General features: G+C 48.8%; 16 protein-coding genes. 5 read left to right on the top strand and 11 right to left on the bottom strand.

Translation table 11 applies throughout. From position 1 onward, the window contains the following. Positions 1–47: 47 nt before the first annotated feature. Positions 48–1,220 (top strand): rhomboid family intramembrane serine protease, encoded by a 1,173-nt coding sequence (locus DU002_RS01380; protein WP_114336558.1) that lies wholly within the window; start codon positions 48–50, stop codon positions 1,218–1,220. Here DU002_RS01380 and DU002_RS01375 read toward each other — a convergent pair. From DU002_RS01375 to DU002_RS01350, 6 genes are all read right to left on the bottom strand, one after another. After that, positions 1,180–2,631, bottom strand: a complete 1,452-nt coding sequence (locus tag DU002_RS01375; RefSeq protein ID WP_114336557.1) for a tetratricopeptide repeat protein — start codon at positions 2,629–2,631, stop codon at positions 1,180–1,182. The genes DU002_RS01380 and DU002_RS01375 overlap by 41 nt on opposite strands. A 128-nt stretch (positions 2,632–2,759) precedes the next feature. Next, a complete protein-coding gene (locus DU002_RS19570) occupies positions 2,760–3,743 on the bottom strand; it encodes an OmpA family protein (RefSeq protein WP_114336556.1) in 984 nt (327 codons plus the stop codon). A gap of 202 nt (positions 3,744–3,945) precedes the next feature. Next, complete coding sequence (locus DU002_RS01365; protein ID WP_114336555.1) at positions 3,946–4,665, bottom strand: YebC/PmpR family DNA-binding transcriptional regulator; 720 nt, start codon at positions 4,663–4,665, stop codon at positions 3,946–3,948. Between the two features lie 138 nt (positions 4,666–4,803). Continuing rightward, a complete protein-coding gene (locus tag DU002_RS01360) occupies positions 4,804–5,274 on the bottom strand; it encodes a GNAT family N-acetyltransferase (RefSeq protein ID WP_114336554.1) in 471 nt (156 codons plus the stop codon). Next, positions 5,259–9,119, bottom strand: a complete 3,861-nt coding sequence (hrpA, locus tag DU002_RS01355) for an ATP-dependent RNA helicase HrpA (protein WP_199405134.1) — start codon at positions 9,117–9,119, stop codon at positions 5,259–5,261. The genes DU002_RS01360 and hrpA overlap by 16 nt, the downstream gene beginning before the upstream one ends. Before the next feature lie 61 nt (positions 9,120–9,180). Then, entirely contained in the window at positions 9,181–9,600 is a 420-nt protein-coding gene (locus DU002_RS01350; RefSeq protein WP_114336552.1) for a CBS domain-containing protein, read from the bottom strand. 401 nt (positions 9,601–10,001) lie between these two features. On the opposite strand from DU002_RS01350, the gene DU002_RS01345 reads away from it, so the two are divergent. The 4 genes from DU002_RS01345 to DU002_RS01330 all read left to right on the top strand — a co-directional run bounded on the left by DU002_RS01345 (position 10,002) and on the right by DU002_RS01330 (position 15,091). Continuing rightward, the gene (locus tag DU002_RS01345; RefSeq protein WP_114336551.1) at positions 10,002–10,802 is read left to right on the top strand and encodes a CPBP family intramembrane glutamic endopeptidase; all 801 of its coding nucleotides are present in this window, start codon (positions 10,002–10,004) and stop codon (positions 10,800–10,802) included. 195 nt (positions 10,803–10,997) lie between these two features. Beyond that, positions 10,998–12,575 carry an AbgT family transporter gene (locus tag DU002_RS01340; RefSeq protein ID WP_114336851.1) on the top strand — a complete coding sequence of 526 codons (1,578 nt, stop codon included), beginning with the start codon at positions 10,998–11,000 and terminating at the stop codon, positions 12,573–12,575. Positions 12,576–12,837: 262 nt separating this feature from the next. Next, positions 12,838–13,719 carry a PEP-CTERM sorting domain-containing protein gene (locus tag DU002_RS01335; protein WP_114336550.1) on the top strand — a complete coding sequence of 294 codons (882 nt, stop codon included), beginning with the start codon at positions 12,838–12,840 and terminating at the stop codon, positions 13,717–13,719. A 100-nt stretch (positions 13,720–13,819) separates the two neighbouring features. Continuing rightward, positions 13,820–15,091: a glycosyltransferase gene (locus DU002_RS01330; RefSeq protein ID WP_114336549.1), complete on the top strand. Its 1,272-nt coding sequence runs from the start codon at positions 13,820–13,822 to the stop codon at positions 15,089–15,091. Between the two features lie 83 nt (positions 15,092–15,174). On the opposite strand, the gene DU002_RS01325 is transcribed toward DU002_RS01330, so the two are convergent. The 5 genes from DU002_RS01325 to DU002_RS01305 all read right to left on the bottom strand — a co-directional run bounded on the left by DU002_RS01325 (position 15,175) and on the right by DU002_RS01305 (position 24,549). Next, positions 15,175–15,480: a hypothetical protein gene (locus DU002_RS01325; protein ID WP_114336548.1), complete on the bottom strand. Its 306-nt coding sequence runs from the start codon at positions 15,478–15,480 to the stop codon at positions 15,175–15,177. A 413-nt stretch (positions 15,481–15,893) separates the two neighbouring features. Then, positions 15,894–16,511: a signal peptidase I gene (lepB, locus tag DU002_RS01320; protein WP_158537926.1), complete on the bottom strand. Its 618-nt coding sequence runs from the start codon at positions 16,509–16,511 to the stop codon at positions 15,894–15,896. 81 nt (positions 16,512–16,592) lie between these two features. Further along, positions 16,593–16,931 carry a hypothetical protein gene (locus DU002_RS01315; RefSeq protein WP_114336546.1) on the bottom strand — a complete coding sequence of 113 codons (339 nt, stop codon included), beginning with the start codon at positions 16,929–16,931 and terminating at the stop codon, positions 16,593–16,595. Continuing rightward, positions 16,931–17,854 (bottom strand): hypothetical protein, encoded by a 924-nt coding sequence (locus tag DU002_RS01310; RefSeq protein WP_114336545.1) that lies wholly within the window; start codon positions 17,852–17,854, stop codon positions 16,931–16,933. The genes DU002_RS01315 and DU002_RS01310 overlap by 1 nt, the downstream gene beginning before the upstream one ends. Then, the gene (locus DU002_RS01305) at positions 17,851–24,549 is read right to left on the bottom strand and encodes a hypothetical protein (protein WP_114336544.1); all 6,699 of its coding nucleotides are present in this window, start codon (positions 24,547–24,549) and stop codon (positions 17,851–17,853) included. Before DU002_RS01305 ends, DU002_RS01310 begins: the two co-directional genes overlap by 4 nt. Positions 24,550–24,556: the final 7 nt, after the last annotated feature.

Below are 24,556 nucleotides of genomic sequence, written 5' to 3'. Positions count from 1 at the left end.
GTACCTCACTCAGCACACGCACTATTGAACGACATTAAGATAAGACTATGTTGATTGTCCCAACGGAAGATAAGCTTGACTGGCACCAACCACCCTTTGTGACGATCGCCATCGCCTTTCTTTGCTTCGCCGTGTTTTCAACTGAAACAGATGCCACGATTACCAAATATGCGCTAGTACCTAGCCAAATGGCGTGGTTTCAATTGGTTACTCATCAATATCTTCACGGCGACTGGCTTCACCTACTGGGAAATCTATTGTTTCTGCTGATATTCGGCAGCGCTTTGGAAAAGCACTTAGGCGCCTTAAATTTTTTCACTCTTTATCTCTTTACTGGCGTATGCAGCGGATGGGGATTTGCGCTGCTCCACACAGACAGCAGTACACCATTGGTTGGGGCTTCAGGGGCCATATCAGGACTGATGGGAGTCTATTTGGCGGTTTATGGATGGCGCCGGCGTGAGTGCTTTGCCGTTTTGGGGCCTATCGTTACTAGCTTCCGCGCACCGGCGTTGGTTCTGCTGCCTGTTTGGCTTGGCTATGAGCTACTAAGTGCCGCACTTAGTGATGATAATGTCGCATATATGGCACACGCCTTTGGGCTTATGTCGGGTACCGCTTTCTATATCATCGGTAGCTGGTGCGGATTATTTAGTCGGCGCGTACAATCAAGTATTAACCAAAGCGAGATTGAAGCGAGCGCCGCACCATTAACGATATCGGCAAAGGCAATCAAGCTAGAAAACGAGCTGAGGTTGGTTGAAGCTTTGGCTGTTTGCCGTCAGCAATTAAAAGAACAACCTACTTATGAAGGATTATGGTATTACGCGTTCACCCTCGCAAAGCGCGTCAGTGAAGCACAAATAGTAGCGCTTTACCGACTGCTTTTAGCTTTTCAAAGCGATGCCTCTGTAGGATTTGGTTGGGCGTACCCAATATGGCAGGAACATCAATCGGTACTGCTCTGCGACAGCCATCTATGGACAGCAAAAGAGCGTATAGATCTGGTTTACACGCTTCTAATACATAACGACCATAAAGCGGCAAGCCATGTAGTCACCGAACTGGTCAACTCAAATCTATGGTCGACAGATGTTGCAACCAACGCACACGCTTCACTCTTGCCTCTACTCATAACAGCCTCTGCAGCCCATAACGCAGAGGCTGCAGCAATCCGCATTATTCTGAATGCTCAGCCATCTTCAGCGCCATCTGATTAAGTTGCTGCGCTTCCAACTGCTGTTGGCTTGCCGGTGTTGCTAACTTACCTGCGGTCGCCGCAAGCTCGGCAACGCTTTGCAGCGGTCTACCGCTCTCTAATCCCGCTTTTGCAAGTAACAGATAGAGCCCGGCGCGATCTATATAACTTGCTGGCCAAGATTCAGGTTCACCGATCAATGCTTCCGCTTTATCAAAGCGCCCCTGCTGAAAATAGATATTAGCGATGGCATAGCGTAGTTCTGGCTCAGGCTCAAAACCCGGGATCTTAGTGATCACTTCATCCAATGTTCTGGCTGCGGCACCGATGTTGCCTTTTTCATGCAACAGGGCTAGGTAGCGTTGGGAATGTTTATCAAGCAGCTCCGTTTGTTCACTCAACATCAACAAACGGTGCATACGCTCTCTTAAGCGCATCTCATTTGGATACCGACGCAAACCATCTTTGACCATTTCAAATGCTTGTTTTTTGCGGCCTTCAAACAACAATAGATGGGAGTAACCAAGCACACGTTGGCAGTCGTATTCAGCTGGCTGCAACGACACCCCCTGCTGCTCTGCGTTGCCTAGCCCCAATTTATTACGATTAACGAAGAGTGTGTATCCCATCATGGCATACGCAACGAGTGAAAAATACGCGCTACCCACCACCAAAAGAGTGACAAGAAACTTGATAGATTCAGTCCCCTCAAATAGCCAAACCAACGCAGTACCACCGTTCGACACTGCCGTGTAGGCAAACCAAAGCAATAAGTAGCTCCAGCCAATACGTACCATCACCCCAGCAAGGATCGCCGGATTCGTGGCATCGCGTAAACTATGCGTAAGGGCAATAACCATAGTGACAGCGGGTATCGATAGTGTCACCAACACAGAAGCAATAACGGCTAAAGAGTGCGAGACCATAGACAGGAGGCCCGCAAAAAAGTACATCACAAACAGCGCAACCAGTAGCTTAAAAGTAAGCAAGATATTGCTTTCACTATCAAACAGCTTTGGCGCCTGCCACTGCTCTTCAGATAACGCTGCGATAATCGCTAGGCCATAATGAATAACCATAATAAACAGCGCCAGCGCTAACACGCCGCCAACCACCAGCTGTCCAGCTTGCTCCGTGACAGTAGCAGAGAGATCGGACATCGCTATCTGTGTCACCAGGAACAGTAGCCCGAGTAGGATCATCGGCTGCAACTGCAACGGATAACGGAAAAACTGCCAGCTGATACGCCAAAACGGCGGCAAATCCTCATCTTCAACGCTGAATGTCAGTTCACTACGACAAAGCGGGCAGCGCGCAGACGTACCATCAAAGTTCTTTTCGCCACCAGGAAAACAGGTTGTACAAAAGCTTTTAATACAGGAAGGACAATGCCAACTACCTTGTTTATCGGCATGATAACTACAACTACTCATCCTTGAACCTCAGGAATACGGGAAATTAAAACTAAAAGATTAGGATACGATGATTTAATGAGGGAGTAAATGAAGGTTGAGCACAACACGTTCCCGCTCAACCTTCACTGAATGATACAACTTACGAATTAGAAGCGACCTCGTCCGAAGATGAGTACCTCTACACGACGATTTTGTGCTTTTCCTGGTTCTGTGGCGTTAGTTGCGACAGGCATTGTTTCACCTGCACCACGCATCACAATTTTGGACGAATCAACACCAGCTTCAATAAGATAGAGCCCGACAGATTCTGCGCGCTCAACAGAGAGAGCCATATTGTAATCATCGTCACCCACATCATCCGTATGACCAACGATCTCAATAAAGGCTGCGCTACGCAGTAACTCCCTAGCCTCTTCTATGTGAGTTCGCATGAGGCCAACGCCCTCACCTGTCAGTTCACCTTTGCGCCGTTCAAACAAAGCGATACTTGGGAATACTAGTCGATCCAACGCGCGCAGTTCACCCACTACAAAAACCTCAACACGACGGTTTTGGGCACGACCTTCAACGGTATCATTCGTAACCAAAGGATCATTTTCGCCACGACCGAGGGTATTCAAGCGCCCTTCCGGTACACCTATCGACTTAAGATAGTCACCGACGGCATTGGCACGGCGCAGTGATAAATCCTGGTTATAAGTCTCGTCGCCGGTACTGTCGGTATGACCAATGACGGTTACTGAGTAGACGCCGTTGAAATCCTCTGACAATTCAGCCTTTCGACTCAACAGATAGGCCTTACCCTCTTCCCCCATCTCTGCGCTGTCAAATGCAAACAGTTCCGCCTGTGGCAGTGATAAGCCGGTGATCAAGCCATCACCTTCACCTTTAACAAACTCAACATCGGTGCTAAGTGCGTAACCGTCACAGCCAACAACCTTGGCCTTTTCTTCACTCCAACCGCTGTGGCGTACACAAGCGCCAGTGCCCGACAATACCACCATGCCATCGGCGCCAAGAACATAGGCCTCTGCTGCGTCAATCGGGCCATCCTCGGCGACAGAACCAGCCACCAGCCCGACCATAAGACCCGTGACAATCAACACTCTTTCCCCAATCCTTTTCAACATCTACATTTCCCCATCAAGTCAATTAGAAAAGTGCCGTCCGCGATCAAGACAAACGCGCAACTATCAATAGCATAGATGACTTTTTGCCGAGTGTTACAAAGTTAGGGCTTGGTGTCATAAAAGGTTAATGAAGCGAGGAAGAACAGGAGAATAAGTAAGGGCGCCAGCAGGCGCCCTTACTTATTATGTCAGAGAGGTAAGGCTAAGCCAGTTCCGCGTTGTGATAAACCTCTTGTACGTCATCACAATCTTCCAGCATCGCTAGAAACTTATCGAATACCTCGGCATCTTCTCCGCTGACAGGACACGCGGTTTGCGGCACGAAACTGATCTCGTCAACCTCAAACTCAAGCGCTTCATCCGCTTCCAACAACGCCGACTTCACCTTATAGAATTCGGCTGCAGGAGCAAAAACTGTGATCTTGCCGTCGTCAGCTTCAATATCGGTGACATCGACATCAGCCATCATCAATGTTTCCAACACCGCTTCTTCATCTTCACCAGCGAAGATAAATACCGCCAGATGATCAAACATGTGGGCAACGGCGCCAGGTGAACCTAACTTAGCGTCGTTTTTTGTGAAACAGTTACGTACATCAGAAAAAGTGCGTTTGCCGTTGTCTGTTAAACAATCAACAATCACCATGCAACCGCCTGGACCAAAACCTTCATAACGTGCTGTCACGTAGTCTTCGCCACCCGCACCATTGGCTTTATCTAGGGCGCGCTCGATGACGTGGGCAGGCACCTGATCTTTCTTTGCCTTTTCGATCAAGCGACGTAAGGTGAGATTGGTATCCGGGTCCGTGCCGCCATTTTTGCCAACAACATAAAGCTCTTTGCCGTACTTCGAATAAACTTTCGTTTTAGCCGCAGCCGTTTTTGCCATCGAATCCTTACGGTTTTGATACGCTCTTCCCATAGTACTTAATTCTCTCTGTATTTAGTGGCGACCAGAATATGGGAAGCGAGTTTAGCGCCCTCTCCCTTACAAATACCAGTCAGGCCTTACAACAATTCACCAAATTTTGATCTTAACGCCATCAAAGTGGCACAACAATCAATCAATAGCCGAGCCACTGCTGTGCTCTACAAACATCATTTTTAGATGTGGACCAACCCCTGGAATTTCAAACGACGCGCCGATACCCGTAAATCCAAGCTTTTGGTAGAAGCCACAGGCATGACTTCTGGCGTTACACCAAAGCGGCGCGCTGCTGCCATGCTGCGCCAGTGCATGTTGCACCAGAGCCTTACCGACACCGCGACCGCGCACTTGAGGATGCGTAGCCATGGCGCGCAACTGCCAACTGAAATCTGCTTGCTGTGCGATTAATTCTTCGTTGTCGACCCGATAGATCGATACAATACCCACCAACTGCTGCGCAACAAAAGCACCATAGTGGTAGGTTGTCACTGCATCATCGCCGGCAAAGATGCAGGTAGAAACAGGTAAGCCTGTACGTAATACCGCGCTTCTAAGAGGATAAGTATGGGAAGCCGCGATAGCAGAAATTACAACTGATGGCATCGCTTCACCTCATCGATCGCCTGCATGACACGTTTTTCCGATATCGGATATGGCGTCCCCAGCTGCTGATGGAATAACGAGACACGAAGCTCCTGAAGCATCCAACGCAGGCGTTCCATTTCACTGCGTAACCCTGGTTTCTTTTGTGCTTTTTGTTGCACCAGATCAAACGCATTTTGCACCTTATCCAGGGTGACTTGATGCAAGCGATCCCGTTGCGGGTCAACCTGCATCTTCTCTAAACGTTTGACCACTGCTTGCAGGTATCTAGGTAACTCTTGCAAATGCGTCACCCCGGTATCAGCGACAAACCCAGGGTAAACCAACGCTTCAAGTTGGGCCTTTACATCCGCCTGAGAACGCACAGTTTCCAGGCTCATCTTGCCCTTAAGCTGTTTTTGCAGCTGATTAGCCAATGTTAGAACTTTCTCAACCTGTAACGCCACAGCCATGGTGGTGTCAGCGAGTTCAGCTTTAACTGTTTCTAGTAAGCGCTTAAACGTCTCTTCGCTGCGCACAGTAACAGGATCCGCAACCAAGCTGTCTACCGCGCCATTAATACAATCTTCAACCAGCTGTTGTACCTTGCCAAAGCGATTGTAATGCATCGCCAATTTAGCTTTGTTAGGTAAGCCATCACGAAGATATTTAATCGGTGATGGCACGTTCATTAATAGCAGGCGCCGCACGCCGTTAGCCATCGCTTCGTCAGCTGCTGATTTATTATCAAACAGTTTCACCGCTACTGAGTCATTTTCATCAACGATCGCCGGAAAAGCACGCACCTCGTACCCACGTTTTTGCTGCACGTACTCTTCAGGTAAGGTATCAAACACCCACGTCACACAACCACTTTGCTCAATAGCATCATCCGCGGCATCGCTAAGCGTCTGCTGCACATGGTCCTGCAGGCTCGCTTTTAAATCGTCAAGATCTTCCCCTTCGGCCAGCGCCTGCCCCTGTTCATTAACCACCCTAAAATTAAGTTTCAGGTGATCGGGCACCAAATCCCAGTTCCATGCTTCATCAGGTATCGTTATTCCGCTTGCGCGGCGCAATACCCGCGTCAACGCTTCAAGCGGTGACTCATCTTCTGGTACCGCTTCATCTAACACCCGCTTGGCATAATTGGGGGCAGGCACGAAGTTGCGCCGTATCGGTTTCGGTAGCGACTTAATTAGCGCCACCAGTAATGCTTCACGATGCGCAGGCACACCCCAGGCAAAGGTATGCTCGTCAACCTGATTTAGCACCGCCACTGGGATCTCGGCACTGACGCCATCGATCTTCTTTCCTGGCTCAAACAGGTATTTAAGACTGAGGTCGATATTGCCGCTACGCCACTGGTCAGGATATAGCTGACTGAGATCATCTTCATGCCTCTGCAGCAAGGTCTCGCGGTCGTAAACTAACACCTGTTTGTTATCTTTGACGGCTTGGCGATACCATTTTTCCAGCGTGACACGAGCATATATATTTGCTGGCAGGTCGGCATCGTAAAGGGCATACAATTGATCGTCGTCCACCAAAAGATCACGACGGCGGATCTTCTCCTCTTCCTTGTGGATGACGTCGATTACCGCGTTATTCTTTTGATAGAAAGCTAAGTTACTACCCAGCTGACGCTCAACCAACGCTGACCGTATAAAGATCGCCCGCGATTCAGTTTCATCGATATGGCCAAACAACACCTTACGTTTGGTAACGATAGGCAGGCCATAAAGTGTTTGTTGCTCAAATGCCAACACGTTGCCCTGCTTTTTGCTCCAGTGGGGTTCGCTGTGCGTCCGGCTAACTAAATGCTGCGCTGCAGCCTCAACCCACTGCGGTTGGATCTTCGCGGCGACACGGGCAAATAGCCGACTGGTTTCCATAAGCTCTGCAGCCATCAGCCACTTCGGACGCTGCTTACCTAAGGCGCTACCGGGAAACAGATAGAAACGCCGATTGCGTGCGCCCAGGTACTCCTGCTCCTTATCAAGCATACCAATGCTGCTTAATAAGCCGGTTAGCAACGCTTGGTGAAGGTTGTCATAGCTGGCTTCTGTGTCGTTCATGGTCAGATGCAACTCGCGACAACTTTGCCGGAGTTGAAAGTGCAGATCTTGCCACTCTCTGACGCGCACATAGCTAAGAAACTCTTTCTTGCACAACTTACGAAACTGGCTTGACGACAGTTCCTCTTGCTGTTGCTTGATATAGCGCCAGAGATTAACCAAGGTTGAAAAGTCAGAGTCCTTATCATAGAAACGACGATGCTTTTCATCGGATGCTTGTTTTGCATCCATCGGCCGTTCTCGGGGATCCTGGATCGACAATGCCGATGCCACAATCAGTACTTCATCCAAACAGCCGAAGTCATTAGCAGCCACCACCATACGAGCTAACTTAGGGTCCACCGGGATACGGGCCAACTGGCGGCCGAGAGGGGTCAATTTCTGTTGCGTACCAACCACCGCTCCCAGCTCTTCAAGCAGCTTAATACCATCACGTATGTGCTTTTGATCCGGTGGCTGCATAAATGGGAAGGCTTGAATATCCCCCAGTTTAAGCGCAATCATCTGCAGGATAACGGCGGCTAGATTTGTGCGTAGGATCTCGGGATCGGTGAATTCCGCACGACCAAGAAAGTCTTCTTCGCTATACAGACGAATACAGATACCTGCGGCAACACGGCCGCATCGTCCTGCCCGCTGGTTGGCGCTGGCCTGAGAGATCGCCTCAATAGGCAAGCGTTGCACTTTAGTGCGATAGCTGTAACGACTAATACGTGCCGTGCCGGGGTCAATCACATAGCGGATCCCTGGCACCGTCAGGGATGTTTCTGCGACATTCGTCGCCAACACAATGCGCTGCCCGCGGTGCGATTTAAAGATACGTTGCTGCTCTTGCGCCGACAGGCGAGCATAAAGCGGCAAAACTTCCGTATTTCGTAGCTGCCTTCTATTCAGGGCATCTGCGGTATCGCGGATCTCGCGTTCGCCATTGAGGAAAATAAGAATATCGCCCTGACCTTCCCGCTGTAGCTCATCGACAGCATCAAAGATCCCTTGCAAGGGGTCCACCTGCTTGCCTTCAACCTGCGGGCGATAGCGCATCTCCACCGGAAAGGTACGGCCAGAGACGGTGATCACCGGCGCATTGTTAAAGTGTTTGGAGAAGCGTTCGGTTTCAATGGTGGCAGAAGTGATGATGATTTTTAGATCGGGGCGTTTAGGCAACAGTTGTCGCAAATAGCCGAGCAAGAAATCGATGTTTAGACTGCGTTCATGTGCTTCATCGATGATCAACGTGTCGTATTGCCGTAACAGGCGATCATTCTGCATCTCTGCAAGCAGAATACCGTCTGTCATCAACTTAACCCGCGTCCGTGGCTGAGTGTGATCAGAGAACCTGACTTTAAAACCAATCACATCGCCAAGGGATGTGGCCAGCTCGTCAGCGATGCGATCTGCGACACTGCGTGCCGCTAAACGACGAGGCTGAGTGTGACCGATCATGCCACCAATACCGCGGCCTAGCTCGAGACAGATCTTTGGGATCTGGGTGGTTTTACCTGAGCCTGTCTCACCGGCAACAATGACCACCTGATTGTCACGGATCGCTTCGGCTATCTCTTGCTTGCGCTCAGATACAGGTAAGGCTTCAGGGAATGATATCGATTCATTCCATGTTGCACGAATGATCGCCTTTTCCAGATCGGCATTAAGTGATTTCTGGATCTTTTCCCGACGCTTGCCGTCGTCAATGCGTTTTAAGCCTTCAAAGCGTCGCCGCAAACCGGCCTGCGCTTGTTTAGGAAGGAGTGATAAGGTGTCCAGAAAAGTATCAGCTTGCACGATCAACGCCACATCAAAAAATGTGGCGCGATCCTACCAAGCTTGGGATGGTGGTGAAAGCCTCAGTTTAACTGGCTTTACCAAAGCATGTATCAAGATGGGTCGACAAGGCGCGCAGAATGTCACGGCGAGCGATTAAGCCGATAAGAAGACCATAATCATCAACCACTGGATACAACTTAGGCTTTTGTCCCAACATTTGCTGGGCCAACTCCAAAATGGAGTCTTCCGGACTCACCGTCAGCACCTCAGTACGCATCAGCTCTTTCACCAATGCGACGCCCTCGCAGTGATAGGAAGCTTCCACCGCAGCTCTTAAACAATCCTGCTGTGAAATAAAGCCAACCAGCTTCTTCTGTTCATCAATAACCGGGCCACCAATGCGCTGCGCTGTGAGCAGTCGTTGCACAGCTTCAGCCACTGTCTGACCAGGTTCAAAGGTGACAGGTCGACGATCCATGTGATCTTTTACTTTTAATGATTGCATAACTTCCCCCATGTCTATGCGATGCGTCCTGTCCAAATATTGGGGCGCTATCGCAAGCTTAGACCAGGCTGATTTATTTGTCTTAATATGGCCGCCTGATCGCTACTTTGTCCTTTTATAACAGCCGCTAGCTCAAGGGTGTATAAATTTTGCTCCAACACCTCGAACAGATCACGAATGCATTAACAATTCTCATTGCTAATAACCCACGGCGATATGGCGCTATCACCGCCTTAACATATCAATCCAAGCCTTAGGAGTAACGCCTGAGACAACCAGACATCATTAAAACGATGATCGGGTAAGTTAATATATTTGGCAGAATGGTACGGACGGGTTAGCTTAATCCATACCTAACTTGCCTGTGGATCTCACGCGTAATACGCCGAAACAGCATCAATATGGCCAACTATCCAACGTTAACCCATTACAGCCTCATTGCATCGCTTGGCTTGTTTACCACGGCACTGCTACTCGGGGCTATTGACCTGTATGGTTTGCTAGCATCACTAACATTTTTAGGCTTAGCACATCAGCTCAGCCGCCAAAGTCATGGCAACAATCCGCTATTTGTCTGGTCGATGTTACTGATCAGCGCCGCTTTAATGTTGCATCTACTGCCGGGCTTTTATAACCAACCGATTTGGCAACAGCGGTTAATCTCATCAGGAGCAGTGCCGCACTCTTTAACGTTTAACTACGACAAGCTACTGATCGCCATCGTGCTATTACCGTTACTGTTAACACGCGACAGACAGCAGACCCGTTCCGCTAACTCCAGCAAGCTTGGTTGGCAGCCAATTGCCCTAATCACCCTATCCACTGTTTTAGTGACTGCGAGCGCCGGTTATCTAATGGGCGTATTAGGTTGGGATCTCAAACTGCCAGTGCAATGGTACTGGTTTGTGCTCATCAATATCGGTATTACTGTCACGGCTGAAGAGGTGATGTTTCGTGGGCTGCTGCAACACTATCTAAGCAAACAGTTAGGTCGTTTCGGTTTGGTACTGGCGGTACTCACCTTTGCTATCGCCCATATCGCTGGGGGCTGGCAGTGGGTGATTCTGGCTGGCATAGCCGGGTTAGGATATGCATTGGCTTACCATTATTATAGAAATCTGGTCGCCCCCATGTTCGTGCACGCCACGGTCAATCTAATCCATTTCTTCTGTCTAGCTTATCCAATGAAGATTAGCCAATGAATAACAGCTAACAAAGCCCCCTGCAACATAATGCATTTAAATCAAACAACTACACAACTTGTATATACAGCAATAGTTGCACTGTAACCGGCAAATTCCACTACCTTTGAGTACCTATTCGACGTTACTACTGGAGATAGAGATTGAGAATGCGTATGTTAATTGCTTGCATTAACTGATGACCGCTTCTTCTTTATGACAAATCCTGAAAATTCACATTCTAAGCCTGGCACGCAAAGCGGCCTGTTCAGCCGATTCCTCAACGGTGTCGAGTTTCTTGGTAACCTCCTGCCCCATCCGATCACCCTGTTCGCCATTCTCACGCTCACAGTGATCGTCGCCTCGGGTATCGCCTCTTACTTCGGGCTAAGCGTATCTGACCCCCGTACAGAAGGTGCCACGATAGAAGTGTTCAGCCTACTGAGCGCTGAAGGTCTGGCTATCATAGTGACGGGTCTAGTGCCGAACTTTACCGGTTTTGCCCCCCTAGGTACTGTGTTAGTTGCGTTACTAGGCGTAGGTATCGCTGAGCGTGCGGGCCTGCTTTCTGCTGCAATGCGCGGAATGGTAATGAGCGCCTCACCACGTATGGTGACCGTGATCATCGTGTTTTCAGGCATCATCTCTAATACAGCATCAGAACTCGGCTATGTCGTGATGATCCCACTTGCGGCGATGATTTTTAAATCATTGGGCAGACACCCCTTGGCAGGATTAGCCGCTGCATTTGCTGGTGTTTCCGGCGGCTATAGCGCCAACCTGCTGATCGGCACGGTCGACCCACTGCTTTCAGGGATTACTGAATCAGCCGCACAGATGATCGACCCAGACTACGTTGTTGGCCCGGAAGTAAACTGGTTCTTTATGATGGCAAGCACCTTTTTGATCACCCTGCTTGGCACCGTAGTGACAGAGCGCGTAGTTGAACCGCAATTAGGTAAGTGGGATCCCAGCGAAGGTGATGAGTCAGTTCAGGAAGACGACACCAGCCAATATCAACTCACCGCCGATGAGAAGCGCGGGCTCAAAAACGCCGGTATCGCCGTATTGGTACTAAGCGCTGTGCTGGCACTGACGATCGTACCGGAGAGTGGCATTCTGCGTCACCCCGACACCGGCGCGGTCGCGGGCTCCCCGTTCCTTAAAGGGATTGTCGCCTTCATCTTTATCTGCTTTGCCATTCCCGGCTATGTATTCGGCCGTACGGTGGGCAAAATGAAAACAGACCGCGACGTAATCCATGCAATGAGCGAATCAATGAGCACCATGGGTATGTATATCGTACTGGTTTTCTTTGCCGCCCAGTTCGTTGCGTTCTTCAAAGTCACCAACTTTGGTACCGTCACCGCGGTAATGGGCGCAGAGGTATTGCAATCCATCGGCATGACCGGACCGATGCTGTTCTTTGCCTTTATTCTGGTCTGCGGTTTTATCAACCTGATGTTGGGCTCTGCATCTGCCCAATGGGCGGTGACCGCGCCGATATTTGTGCCCATGTTGATGCTGGTGGGCTATGCCCCTGAAACTATTCAAGCGGCCTACCGTATCGGTGATTCAACAACCAATTTGATCACGCCAATGATGAGCTATTTTGGTTTAATTATGGCGACAGCAGCACGTTACAAAAAAGACCTAGGGATCGGTACCTTGGTGGCCACCATGCTGCCCTATTCCATCGTCTTTATGTTGGGCTGGAGCCTGTTCTTCTTCTTGTGGGTTTTCGTCATAGGGTTACCCGTAGGCCCTGGTGCCGCTACCTATTACACGCCTTAACTAAGCGCCACTCAAACACTCGGCTACCCTATCCGTTTTAACTTGCGACTAACGCGAAGGGTAGCCACCTCTAATCCTACGATTCGTTCTCAGATCGAAAGAGTTATCGCTGATCAATGTATTTCTAACTATGGCTGGCATAACCCGCTGAATTATATAAAATAACGCGCTTACTGATTTGGCAGCGATTCGAAGCCATGGCTTGTTCCACGGAAATTGGTCTGCCACAAGTTTCTAACCTAAGTAAAAGGACTTAAGTAGTATGTCTGTTCTACTCTCCACTTCTATATTTACCAAAAAACGCCTCGCTGTCGCGATCGCAACCACCTTGCTAAGCGCAAACGCATTTGCAGCCCCCATTGTGTCAGTAAAAACCACAGCGGGCTCTCAGTTTACTTCTGATAGAAGCAATGATGGCGTAACAACCATTGACGTAGTAAACAGCTCAACTGGCGGCGGCTATGCCGAGGTCACAGCGGATCCAGCCGGAACTTATGCTATCCGTCTGCAATCTGGCTGGGGATGGAATAGTGACTTTTCCGAAACAGGTGCATCTGCCAAATATTCCGTGCGCGACAGCTTTACGAACAATACTGGCGTTAACGGAATTTTTGACTTCAACTTTACGCTAGATGCAGGCTCTGCTGGCGTAACCACTTGGTTTGGTGGCAATGATCTCGACAACCTATCCTCCGTCGATTTTAGTTTGCACATTCTTATCAACGGCGTCGCAGCTTGGGGCTCAGAGTATTACTTAGCCTACGAAGCGGGCGGTGTTGTATTCGACCAAACCGGTGACACCATAAACACCCACAGCACTTGGGATGGTATCGCTTGGGACGACCAAGACATTACTGTCGATATGGGTCTTGTTCGCGCAGGTGAAACGGTCGATATCGAGTACTACTTAAAAACCGAAGTAAATTCTGGCCAGGCTGCTGGTTACGATTATGCTGGGCCAGCGCACTACAACTTCGGCGACCCGTTTGACATTACAGGCACTCCCATTTTCAATGAAGATGCGTTTGTAAAGTCAGACCGTAAACCTGCACAAGATGTACCTGCACCGGCGTCACTGTTGCTGCTCGGTTTAGGTGCTGCTGGTCTGGCAGGTAACCGCCGCAGAAAAGCAAAATTGAAGTAACGCTTAACGACCAAGTGCGCTAAGCATAAAAGAAGCCAGCATTGCTGGCTTCTTTTGTATCCGGCGCAGACCCTATAACAAGGTAAAAACTAAGCTAACCATGAGTAATACAATCGCATTATGTTGGGAGCTAGGTGGCGGCTTAGGCCATGTCACCGGCCTAAAGATGCTAGCCGACCGACTCATTCAGTCAGGTGTGCAGGTCATACTGGTCGTAAAAACACCTCACGATCTATTAAGCTTCAAATCCTGTCCGCCAGCTCAGTTAACGCCTATCGTTTTACAAGCTCCGCGTTGGCGCCAAACGTCTCCTTCTTCAAATAGCGGCCAGAGATTCACCGAAAAACCGATCACCAACTATGCAGCCACCTTACTTGCCGCCGGTTATCATGACGGCAAGCAACTACAACAACATTGTGATGACTGGCAAGCGCTACTCAAACAACACCAGGTTTCATTGGTGGTCGCAGACCACGCGCCAACAGCGCGTATTGCGGCCCACCTATTGTCGATCCCCCATATCGGTATCGGCACAGGATTTTGCTGTCCCCCCAAGCAAACGCCGTTCCCTGCATTTGATATGGCACCAGACGTTGACGACAATGCTCGTATCGTGGCAGACCAGGCGCTCACACAACAGATAAACCAGGTGCTGCAGGCCGCAGGCGCGTCCCAAGTGACCAACGCCCAACAGATTTTGTGCAGTGATAACGATGTGCTTAACACCCTACCCCACATGGACCACTATCAGCGACAAAATCAAGACGGATACTGGGGGCCACTATTCTCGCAGCAGCTCGGCACACAAAACCAAATAGGTAACAGCGACAATACCGAGGTACCCAGCGCGGCCCATAGCAAAACGAAAAAAAGGCTGCTCTGTTATCTAAAAGCGGGCTACCCCAATATCTCAGCGCTGGTTTGGGCGTTGGTTAACAGCGATGCCGAGAAGCTGGTATATATGAATGACAACGGTGAACTGGCCAATATTCTGCGCAACGACCCTCTAACACAGTTCAGCCAAACCCCTATTGACATAAACACCGAACTGGGCGCTGCCGATCTGGTGATCTGTCATGGTGGCCACAACCTTTCGGCGCAAACGCTGCTGGCTGGTGTACCGCTACTGATGCTACCAGAGCATATGGAGCAAGGCGTATTAGCCAACAAACTGCAACAGCAAGGCTTAGCGTTAGCCTGCGACACCAAGCGCACCACCGAAGAGTACCAAACCATGATCAACAAAGGCTTAACGGACCCACAGCTAACAGCCAACAGCCAAGCGTTTGCCAACCATTACCGGGGCTACGACAGCGACGAGATGGCGGATGAAATGTCTGAGATGTTCCTAGAAATTATCAAGGGCCAATGAACTGGCGTAATGAATTAAAACGTCGGTATCACAGTGACATGGCTTAAAAACGACAGAGGTAATTGTCACCAAAGACAGCACAACTATTTTTCATCAACTCTAAGAAAAACCACTAAGTGCAGCCATCTCTTAGTACTATCATTCAAGCTTTTAGCCTTCTTGGAGTTGAGATGAGCCACCTGATGATAGTGATGAGAGATCACTGCATAAGCACACAATTCAATGGTGAATACTTCATCTAACAGAGCAAAACGCTCTAACACCCAAGCCTTACGGTGGCTGTAATCCGTATCGGTAAATTTATCTTCACCGCACAAGAAAGCACGGCGAACGCAATGGTTGTAGGGCGTATCGGCGGGTGAAACCCGCTCTGCGCGGGGGCGAGTCATCACGGCTTCCTTACTTACTTATCACTGAAACAACCTAGGGAACGCCCCTAGTACTGTCAAGATCGGGTGGATGTCCCCTGTCCCAGCACCCCGCTCTTCGAACCAGACGCTTTTGTACTGTCTGACCGTATACCTGTGCAAGACGTGCCGGCATCTGCCGCCGCACTCCTATTGAGGTTTGGCGCTGTAGGCCTTGTCAGCAAACGGCGCAAAATCCCAAACTGAAGTCAGTGCAATGTCAGCTGCACTGCTCACTGACAGCGCAAAAAAAACAGGTTTGATTTGGGGTTTTGATTGTTAAATCAGTAAGTAGCTGACACGGTGCTGTTTAGGGGGGGCCTGGTTTAGGCGCCTATACTTACGGGCTTGTAGGGCAGAGATTGTGTCACCACTTCCTGTGTGGCAAAAAGCTATCAGTCAGCGCTAGGAGTCCAAATATCAACGACCACTCCGATGATTTGCTCACTTTTTATAGCACCAAACGAGCGGCTGTCTGTGCTGTAGGGGCGGTTGTCACCAACGAAAAACCATTGTTGGTTGCCTAGGTCAAATCGTTGGGGTGGTTTGGCAATATCTGCTAACCAGTTCTTCACGCCTTCGCACTCCCACTGCTGGCCATCCTTAATCAGGGCGTCTCCGGCGATGCCAATAGTAACATTCGGCATAGCAACTAAACGTTTAACCTGCACAATACCTTGGTGTTTAAAACTGACGATATCGCATAGCTTCGGAGATCGCTGAGTTACATCTACTAGAATTAAGCTTTGCACAGGTATGGCGGGGATCATCGAGCCTGTGGGCACTTGATAAATCGAAAGCCCCAGTAATTTCTCCCTGCCAATAAACAGCACGACCCAAGCGGCTAACGGCAGTAAAAGCGCACACACTAAGCGCCACCATAATGCAGAATCTCGTAACAGAAGAAATACCAACATCCCGCCAAACACAACAAAAAGCATACTGATGACAAGTATGCTCTGGATCTTTGGCGTAACAGTACACAGGCCAACAAAAAGCAGACAAAAAGCCAAGAAACAAAGCCAGAGACGTGCACTTTTTCTCAGGCAAACCTGTATATAAACAGGGATCATTGAATAAAGACCATTCAATGATCAGCAATCATCAAATGGGCTGGGTATCACTTCAATCTGTTCGGCACCACAAAGCTGCAGCCACTGTTGCAGCTCGCCCGCTAAACAGTCATAAGCACCGGGTAACGCCATCGTCCATTCGAAGCGGTTGCCCTCTTGGCCCCAGTCTTCCGCAATGAAGCAACTAGGCGGATAAAACTGCAACAGTTTATCCAACGCTTCATCGGCGGCTTTGCCAAAAGCCGCTAGCACGCGATCCTGAAAAATAGCCCCGACTTCTTCATTCTCCAATCCTTGCAGCAACGCTTCCCAACACGCTGTGTGCGCTGGGCTAGCAGTAAATGATGCAGTTAACTCCATTAGCTTACCTCCTGCTCTTCTTTCACCTCTTGTTTTATTCGTGCCCACAGCCCCTGTAGCTCAGGTTGGTAGTGCGCCGGCAAAGTATCTAAACGCTGATAATAGTCGGCCATAAAGCGCTGCTGGCTTTCTGGAAAGTCAGGGTAACAGGCTTGGTTTGCCACCATCCGCAGTATTTTTCTATAGCGACGCCGGCGGCTTCGGTAGTCTTTGAAATTAATCAGATAACCGCTGGCGTGCATGTCTGATGTTGGCAGCTCTTCTTCGCTAAATTCATATTCAGTAAATAGCTCGGGAGACACCTGATCCAGGAATGAGAATAAAAATTCCAGATCCGTATACCAAACAACCTCTCGTTCGTCCGCATCCCCTAACCATGCTGTAATATCCAAGAAAAGTCTAAATAGTATATTCGGGGTATTCTGCTCCAGTAGAGGCCGTTCTTTGCCTTCAAAATCAAATGGCATTCTGCGATCGGCTTGAAACGTCTTACCGTAGATAAAATGGAACAGATCTAAACAGGCTTGATCACTCAACCATGGATAACTGTAGATAGCCCCCAAAAAGCTTTGCTGAACTGTGATGCGAAGATGATCCTGATGCTTTCCTAAACGAGTCCCCCAATAGCAGGATGACGGCATGTAGGCTTGAATACACCAAACCAGCCCTTCCGGGGTCTGCACAGGGCAATACTCAAGTAAAGCTCTCCACACTCTTTCTTTGTGATTTACCGTCGGTGTCGCGATCATCTCTGCGGTAGGGATCGCAGTGAAAAACCACTGTTTTAACCCATCTAACACCCAACGGGGGGCATCTTTACTGCGCTCATCGTAAATATACTGCCAGGCAACCTCTTGTTGCTGTTGCCACTGCGGATCATTAACTAACGCAACCAACCAATCGGGGCGTAATTCACTGTTCAATCCAGTATCTCCTCTTCGACATACTCTTGCGCATAATCTTTAAGCAAGTCCCCCATCCCCAACTTAAGTATCTCAGCAGCAATGGTCGCCTGATTAATAGAGCGCATCTTTCTTGCTGAACTTCTGTCTGTGCCTTTCAGTTTGCGGGTACCAAAGTTAGCTTCAGCTACATCAGAGGTTATATTGGTCGGTAGACGTGCCCCTACCCACCAGGCCGTATTAACCTGACCCACACCACCTAACTTAACGCTAACATCTGACTTTCCACTGGCTTTGTCTTTGACATTAAAGGCCTGAAAACGCCACTCATAATCACTGACTAACCTTAAATCTGTTACTACCAAAGGGTCGGGGTTTTCCCACAATATACCTGAAGCTTTCCAAGACTTACCTAAATGTGCTGCAACACGATCCAAGCTGAACTGGCGGTGTACCCCTTGGGTACCTGTGCCAGTGCCGTTGCTGGCATAGTTACCCGCCTTCGTTTTATTCATATGCCATAGCTGCAATTTACCTACGGACGCAATGGCTCTGTTTGCGCCTTTTTCACCGCGGGCGGCATAAGATTTAAGCTCTACCCAATGTTCTTGAGGCGCACCTTCATCATTCTTACCGCCATCTAACACAATGTCGATAAAACGCCGCTTTCTCAGTAAGCACTTCTTGCCCTGACCACAGCTTAACTTGCCTTTCAAATTGCCAATATCGTCTTCATCGTTAAAGAAAGCAATAGCACGGGGGGCTTCAACAGCTAAGATCGCTTTGCCACCTAAACTGCGGTGCAGCAATTGGTAATAGGCAATTTGCGATAAATGAAACGCAATACCGTGTCCGCCGCCCCAAAGTCGTTTCAACTCCATCGCCGATTTAGGGATAAGGTCGACATCGATATTCGGATCTTCTTCTTCAAACTTGTCACGCCCAACACCTGTTGCCCCATCAGCAAACAGCTTGCCATACATTAGGGCAATTTCTTTGCGTACGTTTTCATTTAACCCAACAAAATCCCCTTCATCGCGCCCCATATCACAACCAAGGGCTGCGGCATCGCCAGGCTCGCCTTCAAGCAACATCCCGCAACTGCTTTCCCAGGTCAGATAACTGGTGATGGCCATAAACATGGTGGGCGAGAATCGCATATTAGTTTTGCCACGAATTAAATTACGCACTGCGGTACTGCCATTTCTAACCGTCACCCTCACCGCACCAGAGACAAAATCTCGAGAGAGAATTTTGGCTCTAATCTCTGGATGTTTAGTGTCTAATAATGCTTTACGTATATGCTTAAGCGCTTGAGGTACCGACTTCAACTCTTTACCAATCAATCGCTTAGATAATTTTCCAAGCATTTTCCCTAAGATAGCGCCTGAGATCCGGCTACGTTTTTTGGCATAGGCTTGCTCTATCCCCCATAAACTCGGCACAGTATGGCTGACGGACGAGATTTCAATATCATCAGGGTTCGGCTCACCATCACCATTCCATCCTTCTGCAGGTAACGAAAGATAACTCATCCAGGAGAGCAAATCGTCTGCACTCACTAAGGTGCCGAGCATGAACTCCATGCCAGCACGCGCTTCATCATCCTCAAACATTTCCACCATTATGAGGAAGAATGGTAATAAATTAGCTAAGTTATCGAACTTTCCATCTTTGGCCTGCTTGACCACTACCCCCACATATTCGCCCATAATTTTTGCTATTCGAGGGTTTAACTTGCGCAGATGACGCATAACCGCTTTTGCTGGACCTGTGACCAGTTTTAAAGGCTTAGCGACTGGTATCACTGTAATGACGTTAATTGATGAAAGTAACAGCTCAACAGCGTCGAACTTCTCAGGATCTGTTGCCAAATACCCAAGCTGCGTTACAACAATGTTTAAATCTTCGATGGGAAGAAAGAAATTGACGGCATCCCAAACAAAGTCGGTGAGCCAGCCAGCGTGGGCAACAGGAATAAACTCGCTATATAACGGCGACGCCAACTTACCATCAATTAAACTTTTAAAGCGTTCATCGGCCTTAGCGAAGTCCAGCGCAGGTAGAGATTTGTCCATCTCCACCATTTGACCTGCCATATATGTAAAGGCTGGCGTTGACAATAACGATACATATTGACGATTAATGGGGGTTTTTAGAGCAATACGCTGTACAGGTACATTTTCGCCAGCACTGTTCATTTGACCTGTGCTGACGATGGTAAGTTGCTGTGAACCTGATTCGACAAAACTAACTTCTGCAACTGTCCGGCCATCAGCAAAGGTAACTAATGGTGCAGATGCCCCGCCGAAGAAGCGAATGAAGTTGAGCTCCCCCACAAAACCAAAACCAATACTAAGCTGGGGATCAAATTCATCTTCCGGCGCACCGACCTTAGGTTGGCCAGTAACAGCTTGCTCAGATACCTGACTGCCGACGACGAGTCTGATCGTATCACGGTGCCACTGAACGCTGACAGAGTGCCAATTATTTAGGGTTATTGGTGCAGAAGTAACAGAGAACACACCATCTTCAGTGGTAACTGTGTATTCAATAGTAGAGTCTGGAAGTAAGTTAACTTGATGTGCACCATGCCCTAAGTCTAATAAGTTACCCACACTCTCATTCGGAGACATTTCAAAGTTAAATGAGAAATCCTCTCCAGAAAGAAGCACTGGTACAGTAGGGGCTGTTAACCGGCTACTAAATTCACCGAAGTCATTAGAGAATGTCCCGCGCAGCTTGAGGCTTCGCCCTGCCCCCATACTTGAGCCATTAACAGCTGAAATATACTCAGCTGTAAGCGGATAGTGCCCTGTATCATCAGCTAAAGAGCCACCATCAAAACCGCTCATGGAATATGCGGCCAGTGGCATTTGGTTAGGTGCGAGGTCATCACCTAAGTTGACAATGACTGTTTCACCTGCTTTTCCGGAAACCGCTACTTGGTCATTGGTTTTGTATGCAACTTGAACGACTGTGCCATCCGCTCTTACATTATTTATCGCTCCATCAGTTGTTTTATCACCGACAAAAGAAGCGTAATTACTTTCCACCGCCTTGGGAGTTGAAGGATTGTCTTTAACGACAATAGGGTGTGCTACTCCTGATGTGTAACCAACTCGGGCAGTAATGATACCTTCGCGGGGAGATAAAGGCGCCGTATATTTAATGCGAGCAATACCTGAATTATCAGTCTTTACATAGCCTTCTTCTAAATAGCCATAAGTAGTACTGAAATCAACATAGACATCTTTAACAGGCGCACCGTCTACGGTGGTAATTAGAGAGGTGACAACAGCAGAGTTTGAAGGATATATTTCATCAAATGTGTTAACAAACTCAACCGTTAATGGACGAACTTCAAGGGGGACATTAAGCTCAAACTGATCTACGGTGATTCTGATACTCCCAGGACCACTGCTTTCTCCACCTGTAAGTAGTAGATTTGCCTTTGCACTTTCATTTGTCTTTAAGTCAGCACTCAGTTCAAGAATACTTCCTTCGATAAACGATGACACATTCGCGCCAGGAACGAGATTATTGTGAGCGTCATACGCCGTTACACTTATCTTTAGCTGCTCTGCGCCGCTGACGGACAATGCACCATCTAAGCTATATTCAACCCTTGCCACCTTGCCGGGCACAACTTCAATAGGCGGCAATTTTGCATTAACGGCTTCATCATCAAGAGACTCAACAGTAACCACTGCCGACGCACCAGTCACGGAGGGTAACAGCACCACATTTTCAAAAACTCCCCCGTCACCATTAATGGTGACCGGTGCCTTCATCGAGCCACTACCTTCAAGCTTCCACTGCAGAGGCATTGGCTGTTTTAATGACTCATCTCGACTCGCATAACCGATAAGCAAAGCAGATAAGGGAACCGCCGGATTATCAGCAGACACATAAAAAGTCTCGCCAGACGAAGCATCGTAACCTGCGTATTCGGTATCAATCAGCAAATAATCAAAAGCCAATTCCCACAATGTATTGGCAGCATCTTCATTTAGGTAGAGGCGCATCGTCAGATAGTCTTCTACTTCCAAAGAGCTTAAGTGTGACAATGAGCTTTCAGAAAATTTAACTGCGCCGCTATCGTCAAATGAAAGTTCGACTTCACTTTCCCCTAAAGCAAGCACCATAGTTTGCTCACCATCAATGGGGGCTAGGCGTGGGGCAGCAGCACCATTTAATGAATAGAGAAACTCCACCAGTTCATCAAGTGATGTCAGTACGGGGTGATTGCCAGACAAAAGATCTTCTACCCTAACTTCATCCTCATCAGACGCTCTGATTTTTTCAACCTCAAACCCAAACCGGCTGTACTGATACTCTGGTCGATAGCGCCACGCATAAGATGGGGTTGGGCTGTTGGGCTCAATCAAATCAGCAGGATCTTCCGCTTCTTCATACTCTTTTTTCAGCTGGTTGTAGCTTAGCCACTGTAAGTCGTCACCGGCTTCGTCATATAACGGCGTTAAGAACGGAGTGAGTTTTGCGGGACGGGTGGCCAGTGCGCCCTCGCCTGCCCCTGTTTGCTCGAAACTGGGGTTTTCATCTTTCTGCGTGCCCACTACGTGAATGTAATAGTGCTCTGGCCGTGCGCCGTCTTCTTTAACTTGCACTACCTGGGTGTTACGCCCTGGGGCAATCGGGAAGTTGGCAAGATCGGAATCCGCAACGGCAGCCAACATATCGGGGCCAACAATTTTGGCCAGCCGGCCTGTCATGCCGTACATTTCACCGTCATCTTCGGCGAGGCCTGCCGGTAGCGGGCTGCCATCATGATCAAACCATTCGGTGAATACTTTAATTTCGCTGTCTGAGGTTAACCCTGCCCCTTCGGCGCCAATCAGGTATTTTCTGTCTTTACCAGCGGTTAGCCCCTGTTCAACCTTATACTTACGCTCAGCCCAAATTTTCAGGTTGGGGGGCGTCAAGGTGATTTGCGGAACCACTGACCCTTGAGTGAGGTTTTTCAGCTCAACACGCTGGGTAGCCATGTAACCGGTTGCCCGGTTAATCACCACCAGCTTGACCCATTCACCGGGTTTCAGCAGGTTGGATTTTCGCTCTTTAAAAGCATCAGCAAAGCCATTTCGGGTGGCCCAGTCATCGTATCTTTCATTAAATTTCTTGCCTGCGCCGACGTTGTTTAGACTATTCCTTCCACCCCGCATGGCCATGCGATAGTAAAAGGTATCGTCTTTGGTTAGGCCGGTTTTACTATTACCTGATTCAGCATCACTCAAGCCACGACGAGCAACAACGAGCTCACCAGTGGATTCACGGAATACCAGAATATCCGTGTTAGTGAGATCATCTTTACTGATTGATTCAAGGTAGCCTGTGCTGGCGAAATTTTTCTGTTTGTCCGCTAAGCGAACAAAATCTGGTTCACCGGCAGGGGCACTGCCGGAACTTAAATAGACGCCTTGATGTGTCGCCTCTTGCCCCTGCTCTAACGCGGTAGTGAAAAACTCAACCTCTTCACCGTCATCATTAGTTTTAGTTTTAATAACACCAAGCTCGGTACGATCAGCCACACCATCAGCATCAAAGTCGTAATAGGCCTGTCCTACTGGGTCGGTTTCTGGACTATGTGCTTTGTATTTAGTGACATCGCCAATAGAAACAGGGCTACCATCAGGATTAGCTAGGTTGACCTGACCACTGAGCATCATCACATCAATATAGAAATGGGATTTGCCGACAGGAATGGCTGTCGTGGCCAAAATTGCTGCAATATTAATTTCAACCATTTTACCAATGAGTGATGCGCCTAGATTTGGCACACCCATGCAGTAATCGTAATCGTAGCTTTGCATAAAGAATGGTAAGGCTGCGGCACCATTATGGACAAAACCGCTGTAAGGCACTGTTGCAGTAACTAGGCCGTTCACTTCCATCCCCAAAGGGGAACAATAGCCAAGAAATTTGACGTAACCTGCATGCCCTAGTTCGCCAGTAAGCGCATAGCTAGTATAAATAGACAGATTCACAATCGGGATCCCTGGTACGCCGCCATAGGGAGTATGTTTGCGCCTGTCGTAATAACCAGGTTGCTCAGTTTGATCTACATCCTCAGCAAAAAATCGTGAACGAGGGGCAATGCTGCCAACGCGCATATCCAACACATTGCCATTTTGGTCTAATGCGAGGCTCGATATATTGTCACCCAACGTGACAGGTTGAGCTAAGTTGACAGTGAATGTCTGGAGTACCAGATTGTTAGCACCAGGCAGCAAATCGGCCTGCCCCCTAACGAGCACACTTTTCACCGCCCCGTTCAAGCTAGGTTTATTGATTTCCGTTTTGTTGTCTGCGGCTAAGAATGCTTCGGTGTCATAATTAGCACGGGTGATTAAGCGTGCTTGCTTTGCCAGGCCGGTTTTATGCTCTTGCATAAACAGTGAGAGTTTTAGCTGCTCAGCTCTATATTCAGCAGCAGAAACTATAACGGCTTCACTGACTGGAACCGGTAAATTAACAACACCGGCTTCACTACCATCATCATTGTATTCGACTAAAATGGCTTCGCCGTTATCGTCCAGCACCACGGTGCGGGCGAAAACGTAGGCCACCTTGGGTCGTGTCTGAAAGAAATCCAACGAGCTAGAAGCATAGCTTGGCACTGTTGCCATAAACAGCATAGCGGCAGCACACAGTGCCAGTAATCCATGGCGATAGTTTTTGATACAGCTAAACATCGGGGTC

This window comes from Corallincola holothuriorum (assembly GCF_003336225.1).
Lineage (GTDB): Bacteria > Pseudomonadota > Gammaproteobacteria > Enterobacterales > Neiellaceae > Corallincola > Corallincola holothuriorum.
Note: the sequence above shows the minus strand (reverse complement) of the source record. Positions and strands in the feature narration are given on the sequence as shown.